The following is a 22,137-nucleotide window of genomic DNA, read 5'->3' as shown; positions in this document are numbered from 1 at the left end:
GGCGAGATTGGGACATCCCTGCGCGCATAAGACGCGCGTTATGGTGCGGTTGCGTCACGCTGCGTAAGCTGCCGGGATGCAGCTGGAGTTGAGACATCTGCACGCCGTCTGCCAGATCGCGGAAGCCGGCAGCCTGGGCGGCGCGGCGCGACGGCTGGGGGTCTCCCAGCCGGCCCTCTCTGCGCAGTTGCGGCGGATCGAACGGGTCACCGGCGGCGAACTCTTCGTCCGCGGCCGGCACGGGGTCGAACCCACCCCGCTGGGCGAGTACGTCCTGGCCAAGGCGCGCCGCGTCCTCAGCGAGATGGACGCCCTCGGCGCGGAGACCCGCGCGATGGCGGCCGACACCCCCTTGCGGCTCGGCTGCATCCTGCTCGTGCTGCTCGACGGCCTGCTCGCGCAGACCGACCTGGCCCTGGCCGGGCGGGAGATCGCCCTGTACCAGGAGGACTCGGTGACGGCCCTGGTACGGATGCTCGGCGCGGGCCGCTACAACCTCGTCGTCTACGGCGAGGTGAACGACCACGAGGTTCCGCTGCCCGCGGGCACCGTCGCCCGGACCCTGGTCGGCAAGGAGCCGTTCTGCATCCGGATGTCGGAGCACCACCCCCTCGCGGCCCGGGAGGTCCTCGATCTGGCCGACCTGGCCGGCGAGCAGTGGATGACGCTGGTGGAGGATGACGACGGCGGCCCCGAAGCCCTGGTCGCGGCCTGCGCGAAGGCCGGTTTCGTCCCCTCCCTGCGCTACCGGATCACCGACCGCAAGATGCACCACGACCTGATCGCGGCGGGCCGCGCGGTCTCGCTGACCCAGCCCACGGCGCCGGCGGCGGCGGGCACGGTGATGCGCCCGCTGCTCGGCGCCCCGATCACCGGCCGCATCCGCCTCGCCTGGAACCGCTCGGCGGTCTCGGCGCGGCAGGCGGAACTCCTCTACCGGGCGGCGGCAGGAGCCTACCTGGCCAATGTCGACAACAACCCCTTCCACCGCCTGTGGTGGGACGCCCACCCGGAGGCCCACCCGGCCCCGGAATGACGTCGTCGACGCCGTTGGGGTGACGCCCAGCGAGGCGGCCCCGGCGCCGACGGGCCGCGCGGACCGGGTGGCGTACGGTCCGGGATGTGAGCGACGTGACCGAAACGGGCGACATGGGCGTGACCGGCGGACCGGGCCCCCTGCGGGTCCTCGTCCTGGCCGGCTCCTCCCGCCGGGCCTCCGTCAACGCCCGGCTGGCCGCACTCGTCGCCGGGCAGGTGGAGCGCTCGGGGGCCGTCGTGGACCTCGCCCGGATCCGGGAGTTCGAGATGCCGGTCTACGACGGCGACACGGAGGAGGAGCAGGGCCCGCCGCCCGGGGCGGCCGCCCTGCGCGAGCGGCTGCTCACCGCGCAGGCCCTGGTGATCGCCTCACCCGAGTACAACGCCTCGGTGCCCGGCGTCCTGAAGAACGCCGTCGACTGGGTGTCCCGTTTCCGGCCGCAGCCCTTCAAGGACAAGCAGACCCTGCTCGTCTCGGCCTCTCCGTCGATGGTCGGCGGCAACCGGGGGCTGTGGGCGCTGCGCGTCCCGCTCGAACACCTCGGGGCGCGGGTGTACCCCGACATGTTCAGCCTGGCCATGGCGCACTCGGCCTTCAGTGAGGACGGTGAGTTGAGCGACCCGGGCCTGCGCGAACGGCTCGCCGCCACGGTGGACTCGTTCCTGGCCCTGGCCGAGGCGGACACCCGCTACCTGTGCCTCCAGCGCCGCTGGTACGAGTTCCTCGGCGACGAGAGCAGCGCCCCGGTGACCCAGCGCGCCGAGGACTAGCCCGTCGCCGGCTGCGGTGCGACGAGGGCGGCGACGTGGGCGGTGACCATGCCGAGGATGTCCGCCGCGGCCGCCTCGTCGCCGAGGACGAGGTAGTTCAGGGTGAGCCCGTCCGTCATCGCCGCCAGGTAGCGGGCCAGGACGGGGACGGGGACGTGGAGCCGGAACTCCGTGTCGTCGCGGCGGACCTGTTCGATGAGCTCGGCGTAAGTCCCGCCGTACAGCTCGTACTGCCGCCGGGCCAGGTGGCCGAAGCCGGGCTGGCGCAGGGCGTACTGCGTCAGCTCGTACGTCAGCATGTGCTCGCCCGGGTGGGCGCAGACGTGGTCCCAGTACGCCTGGAAGCCGGCCCGGACGGTCTCCCGCAGGGTGGCCTTCGGCCGGATGGCCTCCTTGACCACCGTGACGCAGTGCTCGGTGATCGTTTCGATGACGGATTCGAGCAGTGCCTGCTTGGAGTCGAAGCAGTAGTGGAAGACGCTCAGCGAGGTGCCCGCCTCGGCGGCGATGGACCGGGTCGTGGTCCTGGAGACCCCGTCGCGGGTCATGGCGCGGATGGCCGCCTCCGTCAGCTGCCGGCGCCGCTCGGCCAACGGCATCCGTGCCATCCGCGTCCCCTGTCCCGTGGTGCTCCTGGTGCTGCGTGCAGCCCCGACCCGATCCGGCCGCCGGCCGGTCCGCGGGGTCAGCCGCTGTAGACGCCGACCTCGTGGAGGGAGTAGCCCCACTGCGTGCCGCGGCCCTGTCCATGGACCCGTACGTAGCGGGCCGGGACACCGGTGAACCGCGCCGTGTCCAGACCGCCGTCACCCGCGGTCGTCGACCACACGCTCTGCCAGTTCGTCCCGTCGGCCGACACCTCGATGCGGTACGACCTCCCGTACGCGCGCTCCCAGTCGAGGGTGACCCGGCCGACCAGGCTCGGGGAGCCGAGGTCGATCCGCAGCCACTGGTCGTCGCTCCAGTCGCTGGCCCAGCGGGTGCCCTGGTTGCCGTCCACGGCGCGGTCGGGCGCGTAGCTGGTGAACGGGTTCCACTCCGCGGAGCTGGCCGAGGCGGCGGCGCCGGAGGCGAGGTTCACGCCGGCCCGGTGCCGTTCGGAGGCGCCCCAGGTGCGCAGGTAGGACTCGGCGCCCTTGAAGAGGTCGTCCACCACGCCCTGGCCGCCTACCAGCCGGATGTCCTCGATCCAGTCCGGGACCAGGCCGTAGTGCGCGCCGCCGTCGGTGTTGAGGTCCCACGTGCGCTGCCCGGTGGTCTGCCGGTCGATGACCGAGCCGCCGTCGGTGCTTCGGAAGGGGTAGTGCACGGGGTTCGGGGCGGTGGCGCCGCGGGGGCCGGGCCAGCCGCCGACGCCGTTCATGTCGGTGCCGAAGCCGTAGCCCACCTGGTACTTGTCGCGCAGCGCGTCCGTGCGCTTGGCCTCGGCGCTGAAGGCCTCGGAGCCGTTCATGTACTGGGCGACGAAGCCGCCGAGCTTGTAGACCCGCTCGATCCAGTCGAGGTCCATCCAGCTGTGGGAGGAGATCACCCCCGGGTACGACTGGGACTCCATGATGTCGAAGGCCTGACCCGCGGCCTTGACGCCCATGTGGTCGATCTCCAGCATCATCTTGCGCTTCATCATGCCGCGCACCGCGTAGGCGCCGAGGTCGGTCAGCCCGCGGACGTTGCACTGGGCGTCGGCAGCGTACGCGGGGACGCTCACCCCGGCCGGCAGCTCCTTCTGGGCGTTCGGTGCCGCTGCGAGGCCGATGGGGTTGTCGTGCTGGGGCCCGGCGCACTTCTCGGTCCGCCAGAAGGTCCCCGTCGACAGGAACTGGCCCACGTTGATGGCCGTGCCGAGGGCGCCTTCGTCGAAGCGGACCCCGCACAGGGCGTTGTCGAACTTGTGGCACAGGAACATGCTGCGCACGCCGATCCGGTACAGCTCGTCGAGGCCGCGGTCGATGTCCTCCTTGCTGCACTGGGCGATGTCCAGGATCTGCTTGCAGCCGAACGGCTCGGAGGTCTCGACCCCGAGGACCACGGCGAGTTTGCCCTGCTGGACGACCTCGCGAGCCTGCGCCGAGTCGGTGACGATCCGGAACCAGCCCTTGCCCGGCCCGCCGTACATCCTGTCGATGTAGGCCTGCATGTCGTACGTCTTCTGCGCCTCCAGGCGGATGGCGGACATCTCGTCGCAGCCGCGGTCCTTGAAGAAGTAGACCGAGCAGATCACCCCGTTGGTGACCAGGTCGTTGACCAGGACCCGCTGGCCGCCGCGCCAGGCGCGCTCGATCCAGGCGTAGTAGTTCTGCTGGTGGGTGAGCGAGTCGTGGGCGGGCCAGTCCTTGAACGTCGGCCAGCCGTTCGGGTCGTGCTTGCCGTCACCGCCCTTGGTGATGAAGTCGAAGATCGCCAGCGAGCCGTCGGGGTAGTGCTCGGGGCAGTCCTTGAGCGCGTCGGCCACGCCCTGCTCGGAGAACGGCTTGCCGCAGATCAGGCGGCCGCCGAAGCCCTCGTTGGACATGATGTGGTCGTGGGCGTCGACGAAGCCCCGGACATTGCCCTGGGCGTCGGTCCCCTTGAACGGCTCGCCCGTGACGTTGATCTGGGAGTCCGGTGCGGGACGGGCGGTCGGGGTCCACCAGTCGGTCTGGGCGACGGCGCCGTTGGCGGGTCCGAGGGCCATGGCCATCACGGTGAGGAGCAGCGCCAGGACCGCGAGGGGCCGGCGCCTGCGGTGCGGGTCTCGATTCAAGGTCATCACTCACGTCATCGTCAGCGGATGGCGCGGTCGAGGACGCGGACCGTCAGAGGCACCGGCTGTTTGTCATGTCCCGCGCAGGCATGGGCACGAGAATCGCGACTGCCGCGAGCAGAGTCAAGGGTCCGGGACGGATGACCTGATGGAACATCAGGTCGTGTGGCGGGCAGGGTGCGGGTCCACCGCGGGGACGGGGCCCGCGCGCCCTGCGGTACTCACCGCGAGCGAGCAGCGAGAACGTGACCGTCGTGGCACTGACGCAGGTCTTGTCCGTCCAGAACAGGTCGTCGAACGGGCAGTTGGTGGGGCCCTCGTTCGTCGGCGGCCAGCTCGCCCCCGCGTTCTCGCCGGCGAAGATCCCGACTTCGGTGCGCCTGGGTGTACGGCGAGTGCCCGGACCGGGGCGGCCGGCGGCCCGGCGGACAGGTCCTTCCACCCGGCGCCGCCGTCCCGCGTCACCCAGGGGTTGCCCGTCTGGAATCCGCCGAAGGCGCCGGAGCGCGTCCGGACCAGCGCCACCGCGGTGCTGTTGGCGGAGCCGCACAGCGACAGTGCGCCCGCGAGCGGCCGCTCCGATGGTGGTGGTCCATGGTCCGTACGAAGGGGCGTTGAACAGGGCCTGTTCGGGAATGGCCTCGGGAATCCGGAACGGCCCGGGCATACCCGAACGGGTCGGGGGGCTGGTCGGTCGGAACACCGGCCGTCTGCGGGGGCACAGGGGGCCCGCTCCCCGGAGCGCAGCTCCCTGAGCGCCGTGCCCTGGGCGTGCGGCGGCTCGTTCCCGTCGTCGCCGCGTTCCTGGTCGAGCCGTGCAGTGCTCTGAGCACGGCCGCGTCCGACAGTTCCGCGAGCGTCTCGTTCGCGGAAGCCCGGCTCGCGCGCAGCAGGCGTACCTGTTCGACGCTGTTGTTCCTGGCCCGGGCGGGCTCTTCGGCGGTGTCCTCGCGTACGAGCGCCCGGACCGGGGCGGACGTGGGGAGGTCCACCGCAGCAGGGCGACCGCGCCCGAGTCGGGATGGACGCTGAGCTCCACCGCGAGATCACCCACCAGGGCGTGTTCCACGGCATCGGCACCGAGCGGTGAAGGCGGCGGGGCCGCGCGGGAGCGGGCAGTCGGTGCCGGTGCCGGTTTCGGCGGCAGCGGTGGCTTGGGCAGCACCTCCGTTGAGGGCCCCGCCACGGCCCCGCGCGCCTCGCGGCACCGGGCCGCCACCACGCCGGGCTCGGCTGCGCACCGGCCTCGCACCAGGACCGGGCGGTCCACGCCTCCCGCAGGACGACGTCCAGCGCGTCCGGCGCGGCGACGCTCACCGCCACGACGGCACCGGCCGCGAAGGCGCACGGCCGCAGGTGCTCCCCGGCTCGCCGCAACACGGAGCCGGTCCGCGGTCCAGCGCGATGAGCCTGTCCTGGAAGGCGTGTACGACGGCCTGCGGCCGGAAGCGTCGGCCGCGCCAGCGGAGCCTCCTCACCGGCCGCGAGCCGGCAGTACCGCACCCCATCGTTTCCCGGTGCCCGGAGGGCGGCGCCCCGGGAAGGGCGGCTAGTGCTGTGACCGGAAAGGTCCACCGGGTCGCGCCGCCCGGCACGGCACCTCGCTGCGTTGTCGGACCGCGCAAGTACGTCCAGTACGAGCCGCGGGCCTCCGCCTTGCGATGCACCGCACCGGACAACGCGACCCGGGAAACCTTCCCGGCCACAGCGCTAGACGCCCTGGACGGCGGCTCCGGCGGAGGCCCGGTCGGTGTCCTCGGCGAGGACCGCAGCGATGCCCCGGGCGAGGCAGGGAACCCGGTGCGCCGGAATCCCCGCGATGTTGATCCGCCCCGAGGTGGTCCCGTAGATGGCGAAACCACTGCGCAGCCGCAGCATCTGACGCGACGAGAGCGGCAGCATCGAGAACATCCCCTTCTGCCGCGCGAGCACCTGCGCCTGCCGGTCCCACCCGAGCGCGCTCAATTCGCCCGCCAGACCCGACCGGTTGGCCTCGATCCGCCCGCGCATGGCCTCCAGCTCACCGCGCCAGGCGGCCCGCAGCCCGTCGTCCTCCAAGACCGCGGCCACGACCGCGGCCCCGTGCTCCGGGGGCATGGAGTAGAGGGTGCGGGCCGCGTTCTGCAGCGCCGTCTCCACGTGCCGCAGCGAGCCCCGGGACGCCCCGACCACGATGGCGCAGCCCGTACGGTCGCTGTAGAGGCCGAAGTTCTTCGAACAGCTCACCGCGACGAGCATCTCCGGCACCCGCTCCGCGAGCATCCGCGTGGCCGCCAGGTCCGCCTCCAGGCCGTCGCCGAGCCCGTGGTACGCGAGGTCGACGAACGGGACCCAGCCCGCGCGCACGGCCAGTTCGGCCAGCGCCTCCCAGACCTGGGCCGAGGGATCGACCCCGGTGGGGTTGTGGCAGCAGCCCTGCAGCAGGACCACGTCGTCCCGGCGCGCCTGCGCCAGGTCCCCCAGCATGCCGTCGGTGTCGAAGCCGCCCTCCGCGTCGAGCCAGCCGTACGTGCGCACGTTCAGCCCGGCCGCCTCCAGGATGGGCCGGTGGTTGACGTACGCCGGGTCGCTGATCCACACCGTGGTGCCCGGGCGGGTCCGGCAGACCAGGTCGGCCAGCAGCCGCAGCGCGCCGCTGCCCGCGACGGTCTGGACCGCCACGGCCCGCTCGGCCGCGCCGTCGGGGGCCGAGCCCAGCACCATCGAGACCATCGCGCGGTTGAAGGCGGTGTTGCCGGAGAGCCCCCGGTACTCCTTCGAGGCCGACCGCTGCGCCAGGCGTATCTCGGCCTCGCGCACGGCCGTCATGACCGGGGTGCCGCCCGTGTGGTCGCGGTAGACGCCGAGGACGAGGTTCAGGCGCTCGGGTCGGGCGTCGGCCCCGTAGGCCTCGGTCAGGTCCCACAGCGGGTCGACGGGCGGCGGGAGGAGCAGCTCAAGCATCTACGGAGACCTCGGACTCGGGATCGGCGGGAACGGGGACGGGAGCGGGGACGGGCGCGGTCCGGGGCCGACGGTTGGCCAGGACCACACCCGCGGTGATGAGGGGGACGCCGAGGAGCACGGCGGCCGTCGGCGACTCGTGGAGCAGGGGGACGGCGAGCAGCACCACGGCGACGGGGCTGAGGCTCCCGCCGACGGAGGCGCGCTCCGCGCCGAGCCTGCGGATGGCGAAGGCGTACAGCAGGCCCGCGCACAGGCCCACCCCCAGCCCCTGCACCACCAGGAACAGGACGATGTCGCCGCCCGCGGCGGATCCGAGGCCGGTGGGGAGCACCCCGGTCAGGGCCAGTACGGCCATCACGGCGAAGGAGGGCAGGCACAGCAGGCCGATCGATCCGACGGGGTCGAGGTCCACCTCCTTGAGGCCCACCGTGTAGAGGGCCCACAGCCCGCTGGCCACGAGCAGGATGCCGGCGCCGGCGAGCACCCCCGTGTCGAGCGGGACGACGTAGCGCCAGACCAGCGCCACCACGCCCGTCGCGATCAGGGCGAGCCCGGCGGTCTGGGCGCCCCGGGGCGCGCCGCGGCCGCCGGCGATCACGAGTGCCGAGACGAACAGCGGGACCATGCCGGGAACGATCGAGCCGACGAAGGCCGCCGAGGTCAGCGAGCCGCCGTACATGGCCGCCAGGAAGAACGGCACCCCCGCACCGCAGATGATCTTGAGCGCGGCGGCCGGCCGGACGGCGGCGAGCTGCCGGCGCCGCCGCCACAGCGCGGGCGCCAGGGCGACGAGCGGGACGCCGAAGCGCAGCAGGGCGGCGTCGGCGGGCCGCAGGGAGGAGGAGGCGAGGGCGCGGGCGCTGAGGGCGAAGGCCGCCCAGATCAGCACGGTCACCACCAGGGCCAGGGTTCCCCGGGCCTGCGGGGAGAGCCCGCGGCGGGCCGCGGGAGCACCCTGCGGGGGTGCCGTCGCGGGCACGGTGTTCGCGGTCACCAAGGGGGCTCCTCCAGCCTCAAAGGGCCGGATCCGGCCACGGGGCAACGGTAGATCCTTGTGCGGGGCAGACGATTGCGAGTTCTGCCTTCCAGGCATAGCGTGGGGGCAGAATCTGCCAAGAACGAGGTGTGCGGAGTGGGTATGGACGCGGTTGACCTGCAGATCATCCGGGAGTTGCAGGCCGACGGACGGCTGTCCAACCAGGAACTGGCCGACCGGGTCAGGCTGTCCCCGTCACCCTGTCTGCGCCGGGTGCGGCGCCTGGAGGAGGCCGGCCTGATCCGCGGTTACACCGCCATGGTCGACCAGGTCGCCTTCGGCCTCCCGATCACCGTGTTCGTCCGGATACGGCTGGAACGCCACACCGCGGAGGCGGTCCGGATCTTCGAGGAGCACGTCGCGGTCATCGAGCACATCCAGGACTGCTACCTGATGGCGGGCAGCAGCGACTATCTGCTGCGCGTCGTGATCGAAAGCCTGGAGGCCTACGAGGCCCTGGTGCGGCACCGGATCCACGCCATTCCGGGCATCGCGTCGATCGAGTCGAGCTTCGCCTTCGGCAGTGTGAAGCAGTCCAGGGTCTACCCGCGCCCTCAGTGAGCCGGCGGGAGCGGCGGGGGCGGGGGGAGGGGCGCGGCCGGCGCCGTGGGCGGGACGGGCGGCCGGGGCGGCAGCAGGTCGATCGGCTCGCGCAGACGGAGCGTGGCGGGGAGGTCCAGCCGCCCCTCGCGGGAGGCGACCACGGCGTCCCGCACCGCGAGCTCGGCCTCCACCGCGCACTGCCCGCTGTGGACGGCGACCAACAGGCCGTCGCGGACGGCCGCGACGAGCCCGGAGATCCGGAAGTGCACGGTGAGGTCCACGCCGACGGTGGCAGCCCTGGCGCCGTCCACGAGGAGGTCCACCGACGGGTGGTGGGCGGAGGTGATGCTGTGGGTGGCGGTCGCGACGACCTCCTCGCTGCCGGGATACCGGCGCGTGCGGCGCGCGGCCTCCTTGAGGGCCTGGTACTTGGACCAGCCGGACGCCACCAGGGAGACGAGGTCGAGGTCCAGGAAGCCGTTGACGACGTTGGCCAGCTCGCGCTCCACGGCCCGGTCCGCCCCGGAGGTCAGGCCGGGTACGCCCGGGAGGGCGCCCGCCACCGCGCGGTGGGCGTGCAGGGCGTCGGCGAGCGCTTCGGGGGCCTGCCCCTCGGCGCCGAGCAGCAGGGCCCGGACGGTGAGGGGCTCGATGACGGGAGCCGTGGTCATGAGCCCTCCTCCAGGGTCTGGTCACCCGGATCCGGGTGCGGTTCCAGCCGTACGGAACGGGTCGGCGGGCCGCCGCCGGTGCCGGAGGGCTCGGCCACGTCCGTCGCCACGGGGGCGGCGCCCGGCCGGTAGTCGACGTGCTGGTGGACCCAGCGCGGCCCGCGGGGGCGGTGGGTGACGAACACGTACGCCGCGGCGGCCAGCACGGCCGCGCCGAGCATGCAGGAGCCGACGATCAGGCCGAGGGGGACGTGGCCGTCGGGGGTGGGATTCGGGCTGGGAGTGGCCGAGGACACGCTCGGAGTCGGAGTCGGAGTCGGAGTCGTGGGGCCGGGAAGGATGCCGGTGACGGTGAATGCGGCCTCGTCGCCCACGGCCCGGTCCGCCGCGCACTGGCCGCGTACCGCGTACGCGCCCTCACCCGCATCCGAGGGCACGTCCAGCGTGGTCCGGAAGGTCCCGTCCCCGCCGGGCTCGACCGTGTCGCGCCGCTCTCCGTCCCACAGGACTTCCACCTGCGGACAGTTGAATCCCGAACCGGACACGGTGAGGGACGCCCCGCCGACCTGAGCCGAGGCGGGAGCCACCTGCACGTCCGGCACTCCCGGAAGTGGCGAGGGCCCGGCGCCGGTCACTTCGAAGCGCTCCTCGGCGGACACCTGCTCGCCCTCCGCGCAGGTCGCCGTGACCGTGTACTCACCGGCCTCCGCATCGGGCGGCACGGTGACCACGGCCGTGAACGCGCCGCCGTCCGCCGTGATGTCCGCCGGCGGGTCGGGCAGGAGCGGGCTGTCGTCCCACTTCAGCGTGACCGTGCCGCCCTGGCCGCCGTCTGCGGTACAGCCCTCGAACCCGGTGCCGGTCACCGTGACCGGCGTCCGCACGGGACCCACGGTCGGGTCCAGCCCCAGGTCCGGCGGCCCGACCGGGGACGTGACCGGGGGCGTGACCGTGAAGTCGGCGGCCGCCCTGAGCTTCCGGTTGTCCGTGCAGAGGGCGGTGACCCGATAGGGGTCCGAGCGGGGAGTGGCATAGGACGGAACCATGACGGTGGTCTCGAATTCACCGTTGGCCTTGGGCCTCGTGACGCTGGGGTCGTCGCTGCCCGGCCAGGCGACGCTGATCTCGCCGGGCTCCGGCTCGGCGGCGTCGTCGCTCGGCTGCGCACGGCAGTTGGTGAATCCGTTGCCGTGGACCGTCACCCTGCTGCCGGGCGGTCCCTGGGTGGGGTCGAGCGTGAGGTACCTCGCTGCCAGGACCGGGACCGGCGGGCCGGCAGGAAGAGCGGCTACGGGCGTGCCCCACGCGACCACCGTGCTCAGGAGCACCGCTGTCAGCGCACGGCCGACCGATCGGGCAAGGGGAAGCATGACCCTCCGTGAGCTGCTTCCCATTCTCCTCCGGCTTTGGCCGGACCGCCCCTCGCGGTGCCACCGGTCTGCGGGTACACCGTGGACGGGACGGCCTCGGCGCCGGACCGTCGTTCCGCCATCGACAGCCGCCGAACGGGGAGGGTCGACCGTCTTGGAACCCCATGTGATCGCTGCACGGCCTCCCGATGCAGTGACAGGGAGCATGCTCGCGGGTCTGGCCCTGATCCTCGCCCTCGCCTTCGTCTTCGCCCGGCTCGCCAAACGCCTCCGACAGCCCGCGGTGATGGGGGAGATCATCGCCGGCCTCGCCCTGGGACCCAGCCTGCTGGGCCTCCTCCCCGGCCGTCCCGCGGACCTGCTGTTCCCGGCGGACACGCGGCCGCTCCTGCAGGCGCTCGCCCAACTCGGCCTCGTACTCTTCATGTTCGGGGTGGGCTACCAGTTCGACGTGGCCCGGCTCCGGGGGAGCGGACGGCAGGTCACGGTGGTGTCCCTCAGCTCCGTCGCGCTGCCCTTCGTGCTGGGCGCAGGGCTGGCCGTGTCCCTCTATCCCTGGTACGACACCTCGCAGCTGCGCACCGAGGGAGTGCTCGCGCCGGCGCTCTTCCTCGGGGCGGCGATGTCCATCACCGCCTTCCCGGTGCTCGCCCGGATCATCGCCGAACAGGGCATGCAGCGCGGCCGCGTGGGGGCCATGGCCCTCGCCTGTGCCGCCATCGAGGACTTCCTCGCCTGGTGCGTGCTGGCCGTGATCGTCGTGATCGCCACCGCGAGCGGTCCGTGGCCGCTGGTGCGGATGGTGCTGGAGTCGGCCCTCTTCCTCCTGTTCCTCGTCTACGTGGTGCGACCCGGGCTGCGCAGGCTGTTGGCTCCCGGACGGCGCCGTACCGCCGGCAGCTCCCTCGTCCACGCCATCCTGGTCACCGGCCTGCTCCTGTCCGGGTGGGCAACCAATGCCATCGGGCTGCACGCCGTCTTCGGTGCCTTCGCGTTCGGCGCCGTGGTACCGCGGGACCGGGTCGAAGGGCACGCCCCCGAGGTCGCCGAGCGCATCGAGCAGACCAGTCTCTTCCTGCTGCCGGTCTTCTTCACCGTCACCGGGCTGTCGGTGGACCTCCGGGGCCTGGGCGAACGCGGCATGCTCATGGTCGTCGCGGTGATCGTGGTGGCCTGTGTGGGCAAGTTCGCGGGAGCCGCCTCCGCGGCCCGCCTGTCGGGGGTCCCGGGGCGCGAGTCGGTCGCCCTCGGTGTCCTGCTCAACGCCCGCGGGCTGACCGAACTGGTCATCTTGAACGTGGGCCTCGGGCTGGGGGTGTTGGACAGCCGGCTCTTCACCGCGATGGTGGTCATGGCTCTGGTGACCACGCTCATGACCGGCCCGCTGCTCGAACGCCTCTGCTACGGGCAGGAGTTGCCCCACAGTACCGGCCCGTCCGGCCGCGACCACGAGCGGGGCGTCTGGCTGCGCTGACCCGCGCCCCAGGAGCCGCCCCCGGCGACGGCCGCCCGGGGCGGCTCCGGCGTCCTCGCGGTCCGCTTGAGAACGGCTTGAGGAGGGCATGGCAGGTTGCTGCATGGCCGCATGGGGACACGACGGCGATTGACGAGGCCAACGGGCGGCCGCCGCGCCCGGGGCACGGCTCCAAGGTGCCTGGCCTGTTGGTGCAACGCGACCGGTACTGACACGGCATTTTCCGCAGGCCATTCTTCTTCCATACGCAGGAACGCCCCCCACCTCGCCGGACAAACCGCGGACAATTTTCGCGGGGCGGCCCCTTGGAAGGATTACTGTGAAGAACGCCTCTCTCCTCATGGCCCGGACCCTCATCGGTATTTCCGTCATCGCCAGTGTCGTCGTTCCTGCCGCGGGTTCGGCCGGCGCATTCCCCCGCACCGAGGAGACGTCCGAAACGGTGGCCGTAGCCGATCTCGGCACCACCGTCACCTCTACCAACGCCGACGGCGACGGATTCGGCTGGGGCTGACCGTCACCGCGACGGCGACCGAAGGATGCCCCATGTACGCGGCCGTTGTCGTAGTCAACGCGGGCCCTGAAAGGGCTGATCAGCACATGGACGCAGCTGTGCTGACCGACGCGTTCTGGGCACACACCCGAGAAGCGGACGGACTCGAACACGTACGAGTCGTGTCGTCGACCACCGGCTTCTCCGCAGTCCTGTTCATGAAGGGAAAGGACGAGGGCGAGGTAGCGCAATCCGCGCTCGCCCTGTGCTGGCACACGATGATGGCGACTCCCGTCCTCGCGGGTTGTTCGATCGAATCCTGTGCCGTGCGGCGATCCGAGCGGTGAAAGCGCCGATGGTGCCGCGCAATTCCGCGGAATTTCCCTTTCCTCTCTCCTCGCGCAGACGGCACCGCGGCGGAATCGCCCGGAGGAACACGTGAGCACCTCTCTTTCCCTGACCGAACCCGGTCCCACCGACCTCCTCACCCAGACCCTCACCGACACCGCGGTCTCCGCGCCCGCCGACACGGTCGGCGCCGACGCCGGCACGCCGCTCGACGTCCTCGGCCCGGAGGCCCTGCACCTGGACCACCTCCCCGTGGTCGCGGTCCCCCTGCGTGCCCTGCGCCTGTCGGGCTCCCCCCGGACCGGCGGCACCAACGAGGACCACTGCCGGAACCTGGCCTCCGCGGCCGACACCCTGCCGCCGATCGTCGTGCACCGCCCGACCATGCGCGTCGTGGACGGCCGGCACCGGGTGCGGGCCGCCGCCCTTGCGGGCCGCGAGCAGATCGCCGCCCGCATGGTCGACGGCAGCGCCGCCGACGCCTTCGTCCTCGCGGTCCGCCTCAACACGGTGCGCGGCCGCGGCCTGGTCCTCTCCCGCAGCGAGTGCACGGCCGCCGCCGCCCGGCTGGTCACGAGCCACCCGCACTGGTCGAACCGGATGATCGCCTCCCTGACCGGGCTCTCGGCCGGGACCATAGGCAGGATCCGCAGCTCCCGGGCCGCCCCCGCCGGTGCCTCGGCCGGCATGCGGGTGGGCAAGGACGGCCGGGTCCGGCCCGTGGACGGATCGAGCGGCCGCATGAAGGTCTACGAGCTGCTCATGCGGGATCCCGGCGCCTCGATCCGCGAGATCGCCCAGCAGGTCGGGGTCTCCCCGTCCACCGTCCACGACGTCCGCAAGCGGGTCCAGGCGGGCGAGGAGCCGGTGCCGCGGCGCCGCCCCGTCCAGCCGGAGGAGGAGCCCGACCTCGACGCCGCGCCCCCCGCGCGGCTGCGCCCCGAGCCGGAGCGGGAGGAGGCCCCGGCCAACCCCGCGGCCATCATCGCGGCCCTCACCAAGGACCCCTCCCTGCGCTACAACAACATCGGCCGCCGGCTGCTGCGCTGGCTGGACGGGTGCCACCGCGGCGTCGCCGCCTGCCCCGAGATCGCGCAGCGCGTGCCGTCCCACAACATCGACTCGGTCGCCACGCTGGCCCGCGAGTACGCGTACGCCTGGTCCGAGTTCGCCGCCGCACTGGAAGAGCGCCACCGCACCGCCTGCTGACGCCCGGCGTCCGCCCCCGGCCCGCCGCCGCCCGCACGCAGTGCCGCACCCCCTCCCGGGGGGCGATCCGCCGTACCCGCCACAACCCTCCCGGAAGGGCATTCCATGGCTGACATGACCGAGGTGTTCGCGGAGGTCGAAAAGATCCGCACGAGCCTCCCCGAACGACAGTTCCTGCGCGAGGAGACCGAGCTCAAGGAGCTCTCCCGCCGGATCGGCTCCAGCCGCGTGCTGCGCCGGCTGCCCGCCGTCCAGGCCTTCCTGGACGACCTGGACGTCTTCCGGCCCGGCAGCCGCCTCGACGCCACCAAGGCCCACATCAACAACCGCCGCGACCGGCACGTGTTCTCGCTCTTCGACGCCTCGTACTTCCCGCGCCTGACTCTCGACTATCTCACCTACGACACCCTGCCGACGGACCCGTATCTGGCCGAGCGCTACGCCAGCAACACCATGCCCGTCAACATCACGGGGAAGACGGCCGGCTTCGGCTCCCGCGTGGTCGTCGCGCTCTTCCCCGAGAACCACCTCGACGGCATCCAGCAGCCCGAGGACCTCATCTTCTACTTCATCGACAAGTTCGTGACCCGCCACAACAAGGTCACGCGGCTGCTGATCGACGAGGTGATGGCGCCCGGCAGCTTCCCGCTGATCCAGGGCGCCCCCGACGCGAAGATCGAGCAGGCCTCGTCCTGGTGGGTGCGCCTGCACGAGTACCACCACCGCCAGGGCGACATGCCCATCCCGGAATTCCTGCCGGCGAAGAAGATGAAGGCGCTGGCCGGCCTGGAAGAGCTGCGGGTGGACGTGTCGGGCATGCTCGCCTGCCTGCACGACAAGGACCTCCCGCGCGAACAGGCTCTGGCAGCGTACGAGTTCATCCTGGCCGAGCGGCTGCTGCGATACGCGGTAGAGGGCATACCCCGCCCCAACTACGACGCCGTCGCCTCTCAGCTGCTCTTCAACTTCCTGGAGGGCCACGGCGGGATCGGCCTGCACGACGGCCGGATCCGGCTCACCCCCGCCCTCCCCGACGTACTGCGCGACTTCCTCTCCCGGATCGAGTCCATCGAGAGCAGGATCCACCGGGAGCCCGTCGAGGCGGTCAAGGCGCGCCTGCTGGAGTTCACGCACGCGTACACGGACTACGACTCCGTGGCGAAGGACTACCGGCACATCCCCTACTTCGCGGACGTCAAGGCGCGGCTCGGCGTCTGACGGACCGCGGTCGGCCGGGCGTTCGACCGTGCAGGACAGTCGATCGCCCCCGTCCGGCGGTGCGGCATCCTCGGGACATCGCCCGGGAACCCCGCGCTTCGCGGCCGCAAGGCCGAACGCACCCAGCTGCCGAGCCCGCCCCACGAGGTGCACCACTGGCACCGACGGAAAGAACCCCTGGAGGAGTTTTCGTGAGAAGCGATGGCGAGACGACCGGAAACCACGGGCCATCCCCGCTGGGTTCGGCCGCCGACGTACCGTACGACCTGGTGGGCATCGGATTCGGGCCGTCCAACCTGGCCCTCGCCGTGTGCGTGCGGGAACAGGAACTGCCGGTCTCCTGCCTCTACGTCGAGCGCCGGCCGGGAGTGGAATGGCACCCCGGCATGCTCATCGACGGGGCGAGGATGCAGATCTCCTTCCTCAAGGACCTGGTGTCCCTGCGCAATCCGGCCAGCCCCTATTCGTTCCTCCAGTACACCAAGGCGAAGGGCCGCCTGGAACGGTTCGTCAACCTCGACGAGTTCCGGCCCACGCGCATCGAGTACGACGACTACCTCAAGTGGGTGGCCCGCGACTTCACCGACCAGGTGCGCTTCGGCACCCAGGTCCTGCGGGTCACACCCGAGAGCGCCCCGGGCGGCAGCGAGGACCTGACGCTGTTCCGGGTGGAGACCGAGGACGTGGCCACCGGACTGCGCACCAGCGTGTGGGCCCGCAACGTGGTCCATGCGGGCGGCGGCCGGCCCGTGCGGCAGCCGGCCGACATCGCGAAGGCGCCCACCGTCGTCCACTCCGGGGAGTTCCTCACCCGCTTCCCCGCCCAGTTCAAGGACCACGACCAGTCGCTGCGCTTCCTGGTCGCCGGCGGCGGCCAGAGCGCGGGGGAGATCGCCGAGTACCTGCTGACCCACTACGACCGGGCCGAGGTGCACCTGGCCGTCTCCGGCTACACCCTGCAGCCCACCGACAACAGCCCTTTCGTGAACGAGCAGTTCTACTCCTCCAGCGCGGACTCCTTCTACCGGATGGAGCCGGGCCGGCGGTCGGTCGTCGCCGGGCAGCTGCGCGACGCCAACTACGGCGTGGTCCGCGAGGACCTGCTGGAGCGGCTCTTCCAGACGGACTACCTGGACGAGGTCAAGGGCCGCAGGCGGCTGCACATCCACTCCTTCTCCCGGCTCGCGGCCGTCCACGAGGACGGCGACGGGCTGCTCGCCACACTCGGGGCCCGGCTCGACGGACGCCCCGACGAGCAGCTCGCCTGCGACGGCGTGGTGCTGGCCACCGGCTACGACCGCACCCTGGACCCGGCCGTCTTCGGGGAGGTCCTGCCGTACCTGGTCCTGGAGGAGAACGGCGTCGACGTCTCCCTCACCCGCGACTACCGGGCCCGGACCCGGCCGGAACTGCGCGCCGGTCTGTACCTCCAGGGCTTCGGCGAGTCCCAGTTCGGACTGGGCGACACCCTGCTCTCGCTGCTGCCGTTCCGGTCGAAGGAGATCGCGGACGGGATCGCCGACCGGCTCCCGACCCCCGTCACCGGTGGCTGCCCGGTCCTCGCCGGCCGCGCGGCCGCAGGCACCGCGGGCGGCGGCGCCACGGCCCGCACGGCGAGCGCCGCCTACCCGCCCCACTGGTACCTGGAGCACGACCAGGACAAGCTCCAGGCCCTCATGGAGCGCTACCGCTTCGCCACCCTGATCTCCGCACGCTCCGGCGACGAGCCGTTCGCCACCCACCTCCCGCTGGTCCTCGACCCGTCACGCGGATCCAAGGGCGTGCTCTTCGGGCACCTCGACCGGGCCAACGAGCACGCGGCCCTGCTGGACGGCCGGCGCATGCTGGCGGTCTTCCACGGACCCAACGCGTACATGCCGCCCGCGGTCTTCGCCAGTGACCCGCTGCCCACCTGGAACTCCATGTCCGTGCACGTCCGCGGCCGGGTGCGGGTGGTGGAGGACCAGGGCGAGCTGGTGCGCGGGCTGATCGGGATCGCCGAGCACTCCCAGACGGACAACCGGCTGCGCGCGGACGACCCGCGGATCGGCCGGCTCATCGGCGGCATCGTCGGCTTCGAGCTGGAGATCGACGAGATGGTCGGCCGGTTCAAGCTCTCCCAGGACCGCGACGAGGACGACCGCCGGGCCGCGGCCCTGGCCCTGGCCCGCTCGACCGAGCGCGGCGAGCGCGACTTCATCGAGTACGCGGTCGGGCTCAGCCTGATCACCGAGGACGACCCCCGCGACCTCGCCGCCGGCAGCGCCGGCCCCAGCACCCTCTTCCCGATCGCCGTTGGAGGCGTCCATGAGTAACGAGACCCTGACCGCCGCCGAGCTGTACTTCGTCGTCCGCAACCACGAGGAGCAGTACTCGGTGTGGCGGGCCGGCCGCGAGGTGCCGCCCGGCTGGGAGGCCGTCGGCGACCCCGCTCCCAAGGAGGCCTGCCTCGGCCGCATCGAGGAGCTGTGGACGGACATGCGCCCGCTGAGCCTGCGCCGGTTCATGGAGGAGCACGATGCCTGACCTGCTCGACGTCAGCACCAATGCGTCCCCGATCTTCACCCTCTTCGATGCCGAGACCGTCGACGAGCTGACCCGTGACCACATCCTGCGCCTCGCGGTCGGCACCCTGGGTGCCGTGCGGATCCGTGGCTTCTCCACGCCGGAGGAGTGCGCCGCGATCATGGAAGGGCTGGACCACCGGGAGTTCGGCGCGTACGACGAGAACCTCATCTTCCCGCCCATCGCCAAGATCGGGCCGGCCGCGTACGACTTCTACGGTGCGCACACCCTCACCGACGAGTACTGGCGGATCGCCGAGGAGGCGGTCCGGCTGCGCGGCCGGCTGCACCACGGCGGCGACCCGCTGGACCTGGCCGTCGGCCGGGTCGCGCGCGCCTGGGGCGGTGCCGTGGTGCCCGCCCGGTCCCGCGGACGCGACCTCTTCGCGGGCATGATCAGGGAGATCCCCAGCGGAGCGAAGCTGCACTTCGACGAGATCGTGCGGGAGTTCCCCGGGATCCTCGACGAGACCCCCGCCAGCTTCCTCACCCTGAACTGGTACCTCTCCATGCCCGAGTCGGGCGGGGAGACCCGGGTCTACCGGCGCCGCTGGCGGCCCGCCGACGAGATCCACCGGGACGGCTACGGCTACGACGAGAAGGTGGTCGAGGGCGAGCCGGTGGCGGAAGTGGCCCCCCGTGCGGGCGACGCCGTCCTGTTCGACTCGCGCAACCTGCACGCGGTCAACGCGATCGGCGGTGCGGGCCGGCGGGTCAGCCTCTCGTTCTTCCTGGGCGTGACCGGCCGCGGTCCGCTCGAAATCTGGTCCTGACCGACCCCGTCCATGAGCAGAGTGATCACATGCAGCTCAGTCACGAGCAGATACGGACCTACCGGAGCCAAGGCTTTCTGATCCTCGACCGGCTGTTCGGCGAGGAGGAGGTCGACGCCCTGCGGGCCGCCTTCATCCGCGACAGCGCCGTCCCCGGCGACCAGCGCGTCGTCGAACGCGACAGCGCCGAGGTCCGTGCCGTCTACGCCTCCCACCTGCGCCAGCCCGAGTTCGCCGGACTCGTCCGCTCCCCGCGGATCCTCGGCCCGGTGCGCCAACTCCTCGACTCCGAGGCCTACATCTACCAGTTCAAGATCAATGCGAAGGCGCCGTTCTCCGGGTCGGGCTGGTCCTGGCACCAGGACTTCGCCGCCTGGCAGATGGCCGACAACCTGGCCGAACCCCGCCTGGTCAACGTCGGCGTCTTCTTCGACGACATCGACGAGTTCAACGGGCCGGTCATCTTCTGCCCCGGCTCCCACCGCGACGGCCTCGTCAAGAAGGGCCGCGCCGAGGGCGAAGCCGCCTCCGAACAGCACGTCGACCCCGAGGACATCGCCCTCACCCCCGGCGAGATGACCGGGCTCGTCGACCGCCACGGCCTGTTCAGCGCCAAGGGCGCAGCCGGCACCGTCGTCCTGTTCGACCCGGAGATCGTGCACGGCTCCGCACCGAACATGGCCCCCTTCCCCCGCCGACTGCTCATCGTCACGTACAACGACGTGGCCAACGTGCCCCGCCCGGTGGGCGAGCCGCGCCCCGAGTACGTCGTCGGCCGGGACACCGCACCACTGGAAACCGTGGACCACGACCTGATCGCGGAGCTGGAGGTGATGGTGTGAGCGCCGTCGCACGAGCCGTCGTCCTCGCCGAGTTCGGCGAGCCCCTGGAACTGCGCAAGCTGCCGGTCCCGCCCGCTCCCGCCGGCGGCCTGGTCGTCGCGAGCCGCTACGGCGGGGTCTGCGGCACCGACCTCCACCTCCAGCAGGGCCATCTGGAGGTGCCCACCCCGCTGGTCCTCGGCCACGAGGGGCTCGGCACGGTCCACGAGGTCGGGGCCCGCGGCGGCACCGACGTGCACGGCAGCCCGCTGCGCGTCGGCGACCAGGTGATGTGGGCTTCCTCCATCGCCTGCGGCACCTGCGTGCCCTGCCGGATCCACCGCGAACCCACCCTGTGCGAGCAGCGGCGCACCTACGGGGTCAACCGCCCCGTGGACCAGGAGCCCGGCCTGTCCGGCTCCTGGGCGGAGTACATCGCCCTGCGGCCCGGCACCACCGTCGTCAAGATGCCCGAAGGCATCGACCCGCTCGCCGCCATGGCCTTCGCCTGCGCCGGACCGACCATGGTCCACGCCCTCTTCGAACGACGCCCCGTGCGTCTCGGCGAAACCGTCGTCGTCCAAGGCAGCGGGCCCGTCGGACTGGCCGCCGCCGCGCTGGCCCAGCTCGCCGGGGCCGGCCGGGTCGTCCTGGCCGGCGGTCCGGCGGCCCGGCTGTCGGCGGCCGCCGCGGCCGGCATCGGCGACCACCACGTCAACGTGGTGGAGGCCGAGGACCCGGGCGCCGCCCTCGCCGAGGTGCTCGACCTCACCGGCGGCCGCGGCGCCGACCTGGTCATCGAGGCCACCGGCGCGCCCGGCGCCATCGACCAGGGACTGCGGCTCGCCCGGCGCGGCGGTTCGTACCTTGTCGTCGGCCAGTACACCGACAGCGGCGACACGACGGTCAACCCGCACCAGATCGTGTACCGGCAGCTCGACGTGGTCGGCTCCTGGGCCTTCACCGGCGCCCACCTCGTCGAGTACGTGTCCCTGCTGCCCGCGCTGACCGCCCGCTTCGACCTGGCCCGGCTGGTCACCCCGTACGCCCTGGAGGACAACGCGCAGGCCCTGGCGGACATCGCCGCCGGGACCGTGATGAAGGCCGTGCTCGTCAGCTGAGCCGGCCCCGCGCACCGGCCCGCACACCCCCACGCAGCCCACCCCTGTGGCCGCGGTGCCGCGGCCCGGAACGAGAGAAGCCACACCATGGCGACCCAGCCGACCCAACCGACCCAGCCGCGCCTTTCCGCCTCGCGGAACCAGGCCCTGGCCGAGCTCCCCGACACCCTCGACCTGCCCGGCCTAGGCGCGGCCGACGGCACCGGACGCACCGCCGGCGTGCGCTGCCGGCTCGACCCCCGGCTGGCCGGCCCGATGGCCCGGCTCGCCGTCGGCGCCGCGGCCGGTACCGGCACCGTCTTCACCGCCGCGGTGGCGGGGCTGCTGCTCGCCCTGCGGGCAGGCACCGACCTGCCGGTGGGCACCACCGCACAGGACGACCCCGCGCAGGTACGGGTGCTGCGGATCAGCGGCGGCGTCGAGGCGGCCCTGCGGCCGCTGGTCGCGGCGGTACGCGCCGAGGAGGAGGCTGCGCACGCCCACGACGGCGTCCCCCACCGGGAGGTGGAGGACGCCGTCAACGCGTTGCGCGGCACCCCCGGACGGCCCCTGCTGCGGGTCGGCGCCGCCGTCGGCCGGCCACCCGTACGGCCCGGTGAACTGTGGTTCAGCCTGCGGACCGAATCCTCCCTGCGCGTCGAGCTGACCTACCCGGTCGCAGCGCTCACCCGCACCGGCGCCCAGAACCTCTGCGACCGGCTCGCCCGCGTCCTCACCCGGGCCGTACGCGAACCCGACACGTCCTTCGCCGAGTTGGGCCTGCTCCTGCCCGGCGAGGCGGCCGGGCTGATCGCCACCGGGCCCGACGCGCAGGTCCGCCCCGGATCCCCGGCCGGCTGGTTCGAGGAGGGCGTCGCCCGGTGGGGCGAGGAACCCGCGGTCGTTGACAGCGAACGGACCTACTCCTACCGGGAGTTGGCGGGGCGGGCGGATCGGGTGGCGTGGTCGCTTCGGGCGCGGGGGGTGGGTGCGGAGTCGGTGGTGGCGGTGTTGTTGCC

Annotated in this window: 20 protein-coding genes; 14 read left to right on the top strand and 6 right to left on the bottom strand. The window is 72.5% G+C overall.

What is annotated here, in order from left to right; all coding sequences use genetic code 11:
- The first annotated feature begins 76 nt into the window (after positions 1-76).
- Positions 77-1,036: a LysR family transcriptional regulator gene (locus AC0666_RS25985; RefSeq protein ID WP_478708386.1), complete on the top strand. Its 960-nt coding sequence runs from the start codon at positions 77-79 to the stop codon at positions 1,034-1,036.
- A gap of 86 nt (positions 1,037-1,122) precedes the next feature.
- Complete coding sequence (locus tag AC0666_RS25980; protein ID WP_478708385.1) at positions 1,123-1,809, top strand: NADPH-dependent FMN reductase; 687 nt, start codon at positions 1,123-1,125, stop codon at positions 1,807-1,809.
- Here the strand turns inward: AC0666_RS25980 and AC0666_RS25975 are convergent.
- From AC0666_RS25975 to AC0666_RS25960, 4 genes are all read right to left on the bottom strand, one after another.
- Positions 1,806-2,417 carry a TetR/AcrR family transcriptional regulator gene (locus tag AC0666_RS25975; RefSeq protein WP_468971943.1) on the bottom strand — a complete coding sequence of 204 codons (612 nt, stop codon included), beginning with the start codon at positions 2,415-2,417 and terminating at the stop codon, positions 1,806-1,808. The two genes, AC0666_RS25980 and AC0666_RS25975, sit on opposite strands and share 4 nt — an antisense overlap.
- A gap of 77 nt (positions 2,418-2,494) precedes the next feature.
- Positions 2,495-4,558, bottom strand: coding sequence for a galactose-binding domain-containing protein (locus AC0666_RS25970; protein ID WP_478708384.1), 2,064 nt, complete (start codon positions 4,556-4,558; stop codon positions 2,495-2,497).
- 1,704 nt (positions 4,559-6,262) lie between these two features.
- Positions 6,263-7,495 carry an amino acid aminotransferase gene (locus AC0666_RS25965; protein ID WP_468971940.1) on the bottom strand — a complete coding sequence of 411 codons (1,233 nt, stop codon included), beginning with the start codon at positions 7,493-7,495 and terminating at the stop codon, positions 6,263-6,265.
- Positions 7,488-8,492, bottom strand: coding sequence for a DMT family transporter (locus tag AC0666_RS25960; RefSeq protein ID WP_478708383.1), 1,005 nt, complete (start codon positions 8,490-8,492; stop codon positions 7,488-7,490). Before AC0666_RS25960 ends, AC0666_RS25965 begins: the two co-directional genes overlap by 8 nt.
- Positions 8,493-8,636: 144 nt before the next feature.
- Between AC0666_RS25960 and AC0666_RS25955 the strand changes: the two genes are divergently transcribed.
- Positions 8,637-9,095 (top strand): Lrp/AsnC family transcriptional regulator, encoded by a 459-nt coding sequence (locus AC0666_RS25955; protein WP_361719930.1) that lies wholly within the window; start codon positions 8,637-8,639, stop codon positions 9,093-9,095.
- Here the strand turns inward: AC0666_RS25955 and AC0666_RS25950 are convergent.
- Positions 9,089-9,748: a hypothetical protein gene (locus AC0666_RS25950; RefSeq protein WP_468971936.1), complete on the bottom strand. Its 660-nt coding sequence runs from the start codon at positions 9,746-9,748 to the stop codon at positions 9,089-9,091. The genes AC0666_RS25955 and AC0666_RS25950 overlap by 7 nt on opposite strands.
- Complete coding sequence (locus AC0666_RS25945; RefSeq protein ID WP_468971934.1) at positions 9,745-11,076, bottom strand: immunoglobulin domain-containing protein; 1,332 nt, start codon at positions 11,074-11,076, stop codon at positions 9,745-9,747. The genes AC0666_RS25950 and AC0666_RS25945 overlap by 4 nt, the downstream gene beginning before the upstream one ends.
- A 247-nt stretch (positions 11,077-11,323) precedes the next feature.
- Here AC0666_RS25945 and AC0666_RS25940 point away from each other — a divergent pair, with 247 nt between their 5' ends.
- The 11 genes from AC0666_RS25940 to AC0666_RS25890 form a co-directional block, all read left to right on the top strand.
- A complete protein-coding gene (locus tag AC0666_RS25940; RefSeq protein WP_468971932.1) occupies positions 11,324-12,592 on the top strand; it encodes a cation:proton antiporter in 1,269 nt (422 codons plus the stop codon).
- A gap of 319 nt (positions 12,593-12,911) precedes the next feature.
- Positions 12,912-13,106: a hypothetical protein gene (locus AC0666_RS25935; RefSeq protein WP_468971930.1), complete on the top strand. Its 195-nt coding sequence runs from the start codon at positions 12,912-12,914 to the stop codon at positions 13,104-13,106.
- A gap of 32 nt (positions 13,107-13,138) precedes the next feature.
- Complete coding sequence (locus AC0666_RS25930) at positions 13,139-13,432, top strand: hypothetical protein (protein WP_356848761.1); 294 nt, start codon at positions 13,139-13,141, stop codon at positions 13,430-13,432.
- Positions 13,433-13,523: 91 nt separating this feature from the next.
- On the top strand, positions 13,524-14,642 hold the full coding sequence (locus tag AC0666_RS25925; protein WP_468971928.1) for a winged helix-turn-helix transcriptional regulator: 1,119 nt from the start codon (positions 13,524-13,526) through the stop codon (positions 14,640-14,642).
- A gap of 105 nt (positions 14,643-14,747) precedes the next feature.
- The gene (locus tag AC0666_RS25920) at positions 14,748-15,860 is read left to right on the top strand and encodes a DUF6421 family protein (protein WP_468971927.1); all 1,113 of its coding nucleotides are present in this window, start codon (positions 14,748-14,750) and stop codon (positions 15,858-15,860) included.
- A gap of 191 nt (positions 15,861-16,051) precedes the next feature.
- A complete protein-coding gene (locus AC0666_RS25915; protein ID WP_478708382.1) occupies positions 16,052-18,175 on the top strand; it encodes a SidA/IucD/PvdA family monooxygenase in 2,124 nt (707 codons plus the stop codon).
- Complete coding sequence (locus AC0666_RS25910; protein WP_356848767.1) at positions 18,168-18,386, top strand: MbtH family protein; 219 nt, start codon at positions 18,168-18,170, stop codon at positions 18,384-18,386. Before AC0666_RS25915 ends, AC0666_RS25910 begins: the two co-directional genes overlap by 8 nt.
- A complete protein-coding gene (locus AC0666_RS25905; RefSeq protein WP_468971923.1) occupies positions 18,379-19,197 on the top strand; it encodes a 2OG-Fe(II)-dependent halogenase WelO5 family protein in 819 nt (272 codons plus the stop codon). The genes AC0666_RS25910 and AC0666_RS25905 overlap by 8 nt, the downstream gene beginning before the upstream one ends.
- A gap of 29 nt (positions 19,198-19,226) precedes the next feature.
- Positions 19,227-20,039 (top strand): phytanoyl-CoA dioxygenase family protein, encoded by an 813-nt coding sequence (locus AC0666_RS25900; protein WP_468971921.1) that lies wholly within the window; start codon positions 19,227-19,229, stop codon positions 20,037-20,039.
- On the top strand, positions 20,036-21,139 hold the full coding sequence (locus AC0666_RS25895; RefSeq protein WP_361719964.1) for a zinc-binding dehydrogenase: 1,104 nt from the start codon (positions 20,036-20,038) through the stop codon (positions 21,137-21,139). Before AC0666_RS25900 ends, AC0666_RS25895 begins: the two co-directional genes overlap by 4 nt.
- A gap of 87 nt (positions 21,140-21,226) precedes the next feature.
- A partial coding sequence (locus tag AC0666_RS25890) for an AMP-binding protein (RefSeq protein WP_478708381.1) occupies positions 21,227-22,137 on the top strand: 911 nt, incomplete at its 3' end.

This window comes from Streptomyces sp. NPDC043680 (assembly GCF_056436685.1).
Note: the sequence above shows the minus strand (reverse complement) of the source record. Positions and strands in the feature narration are given on the sequence as shown.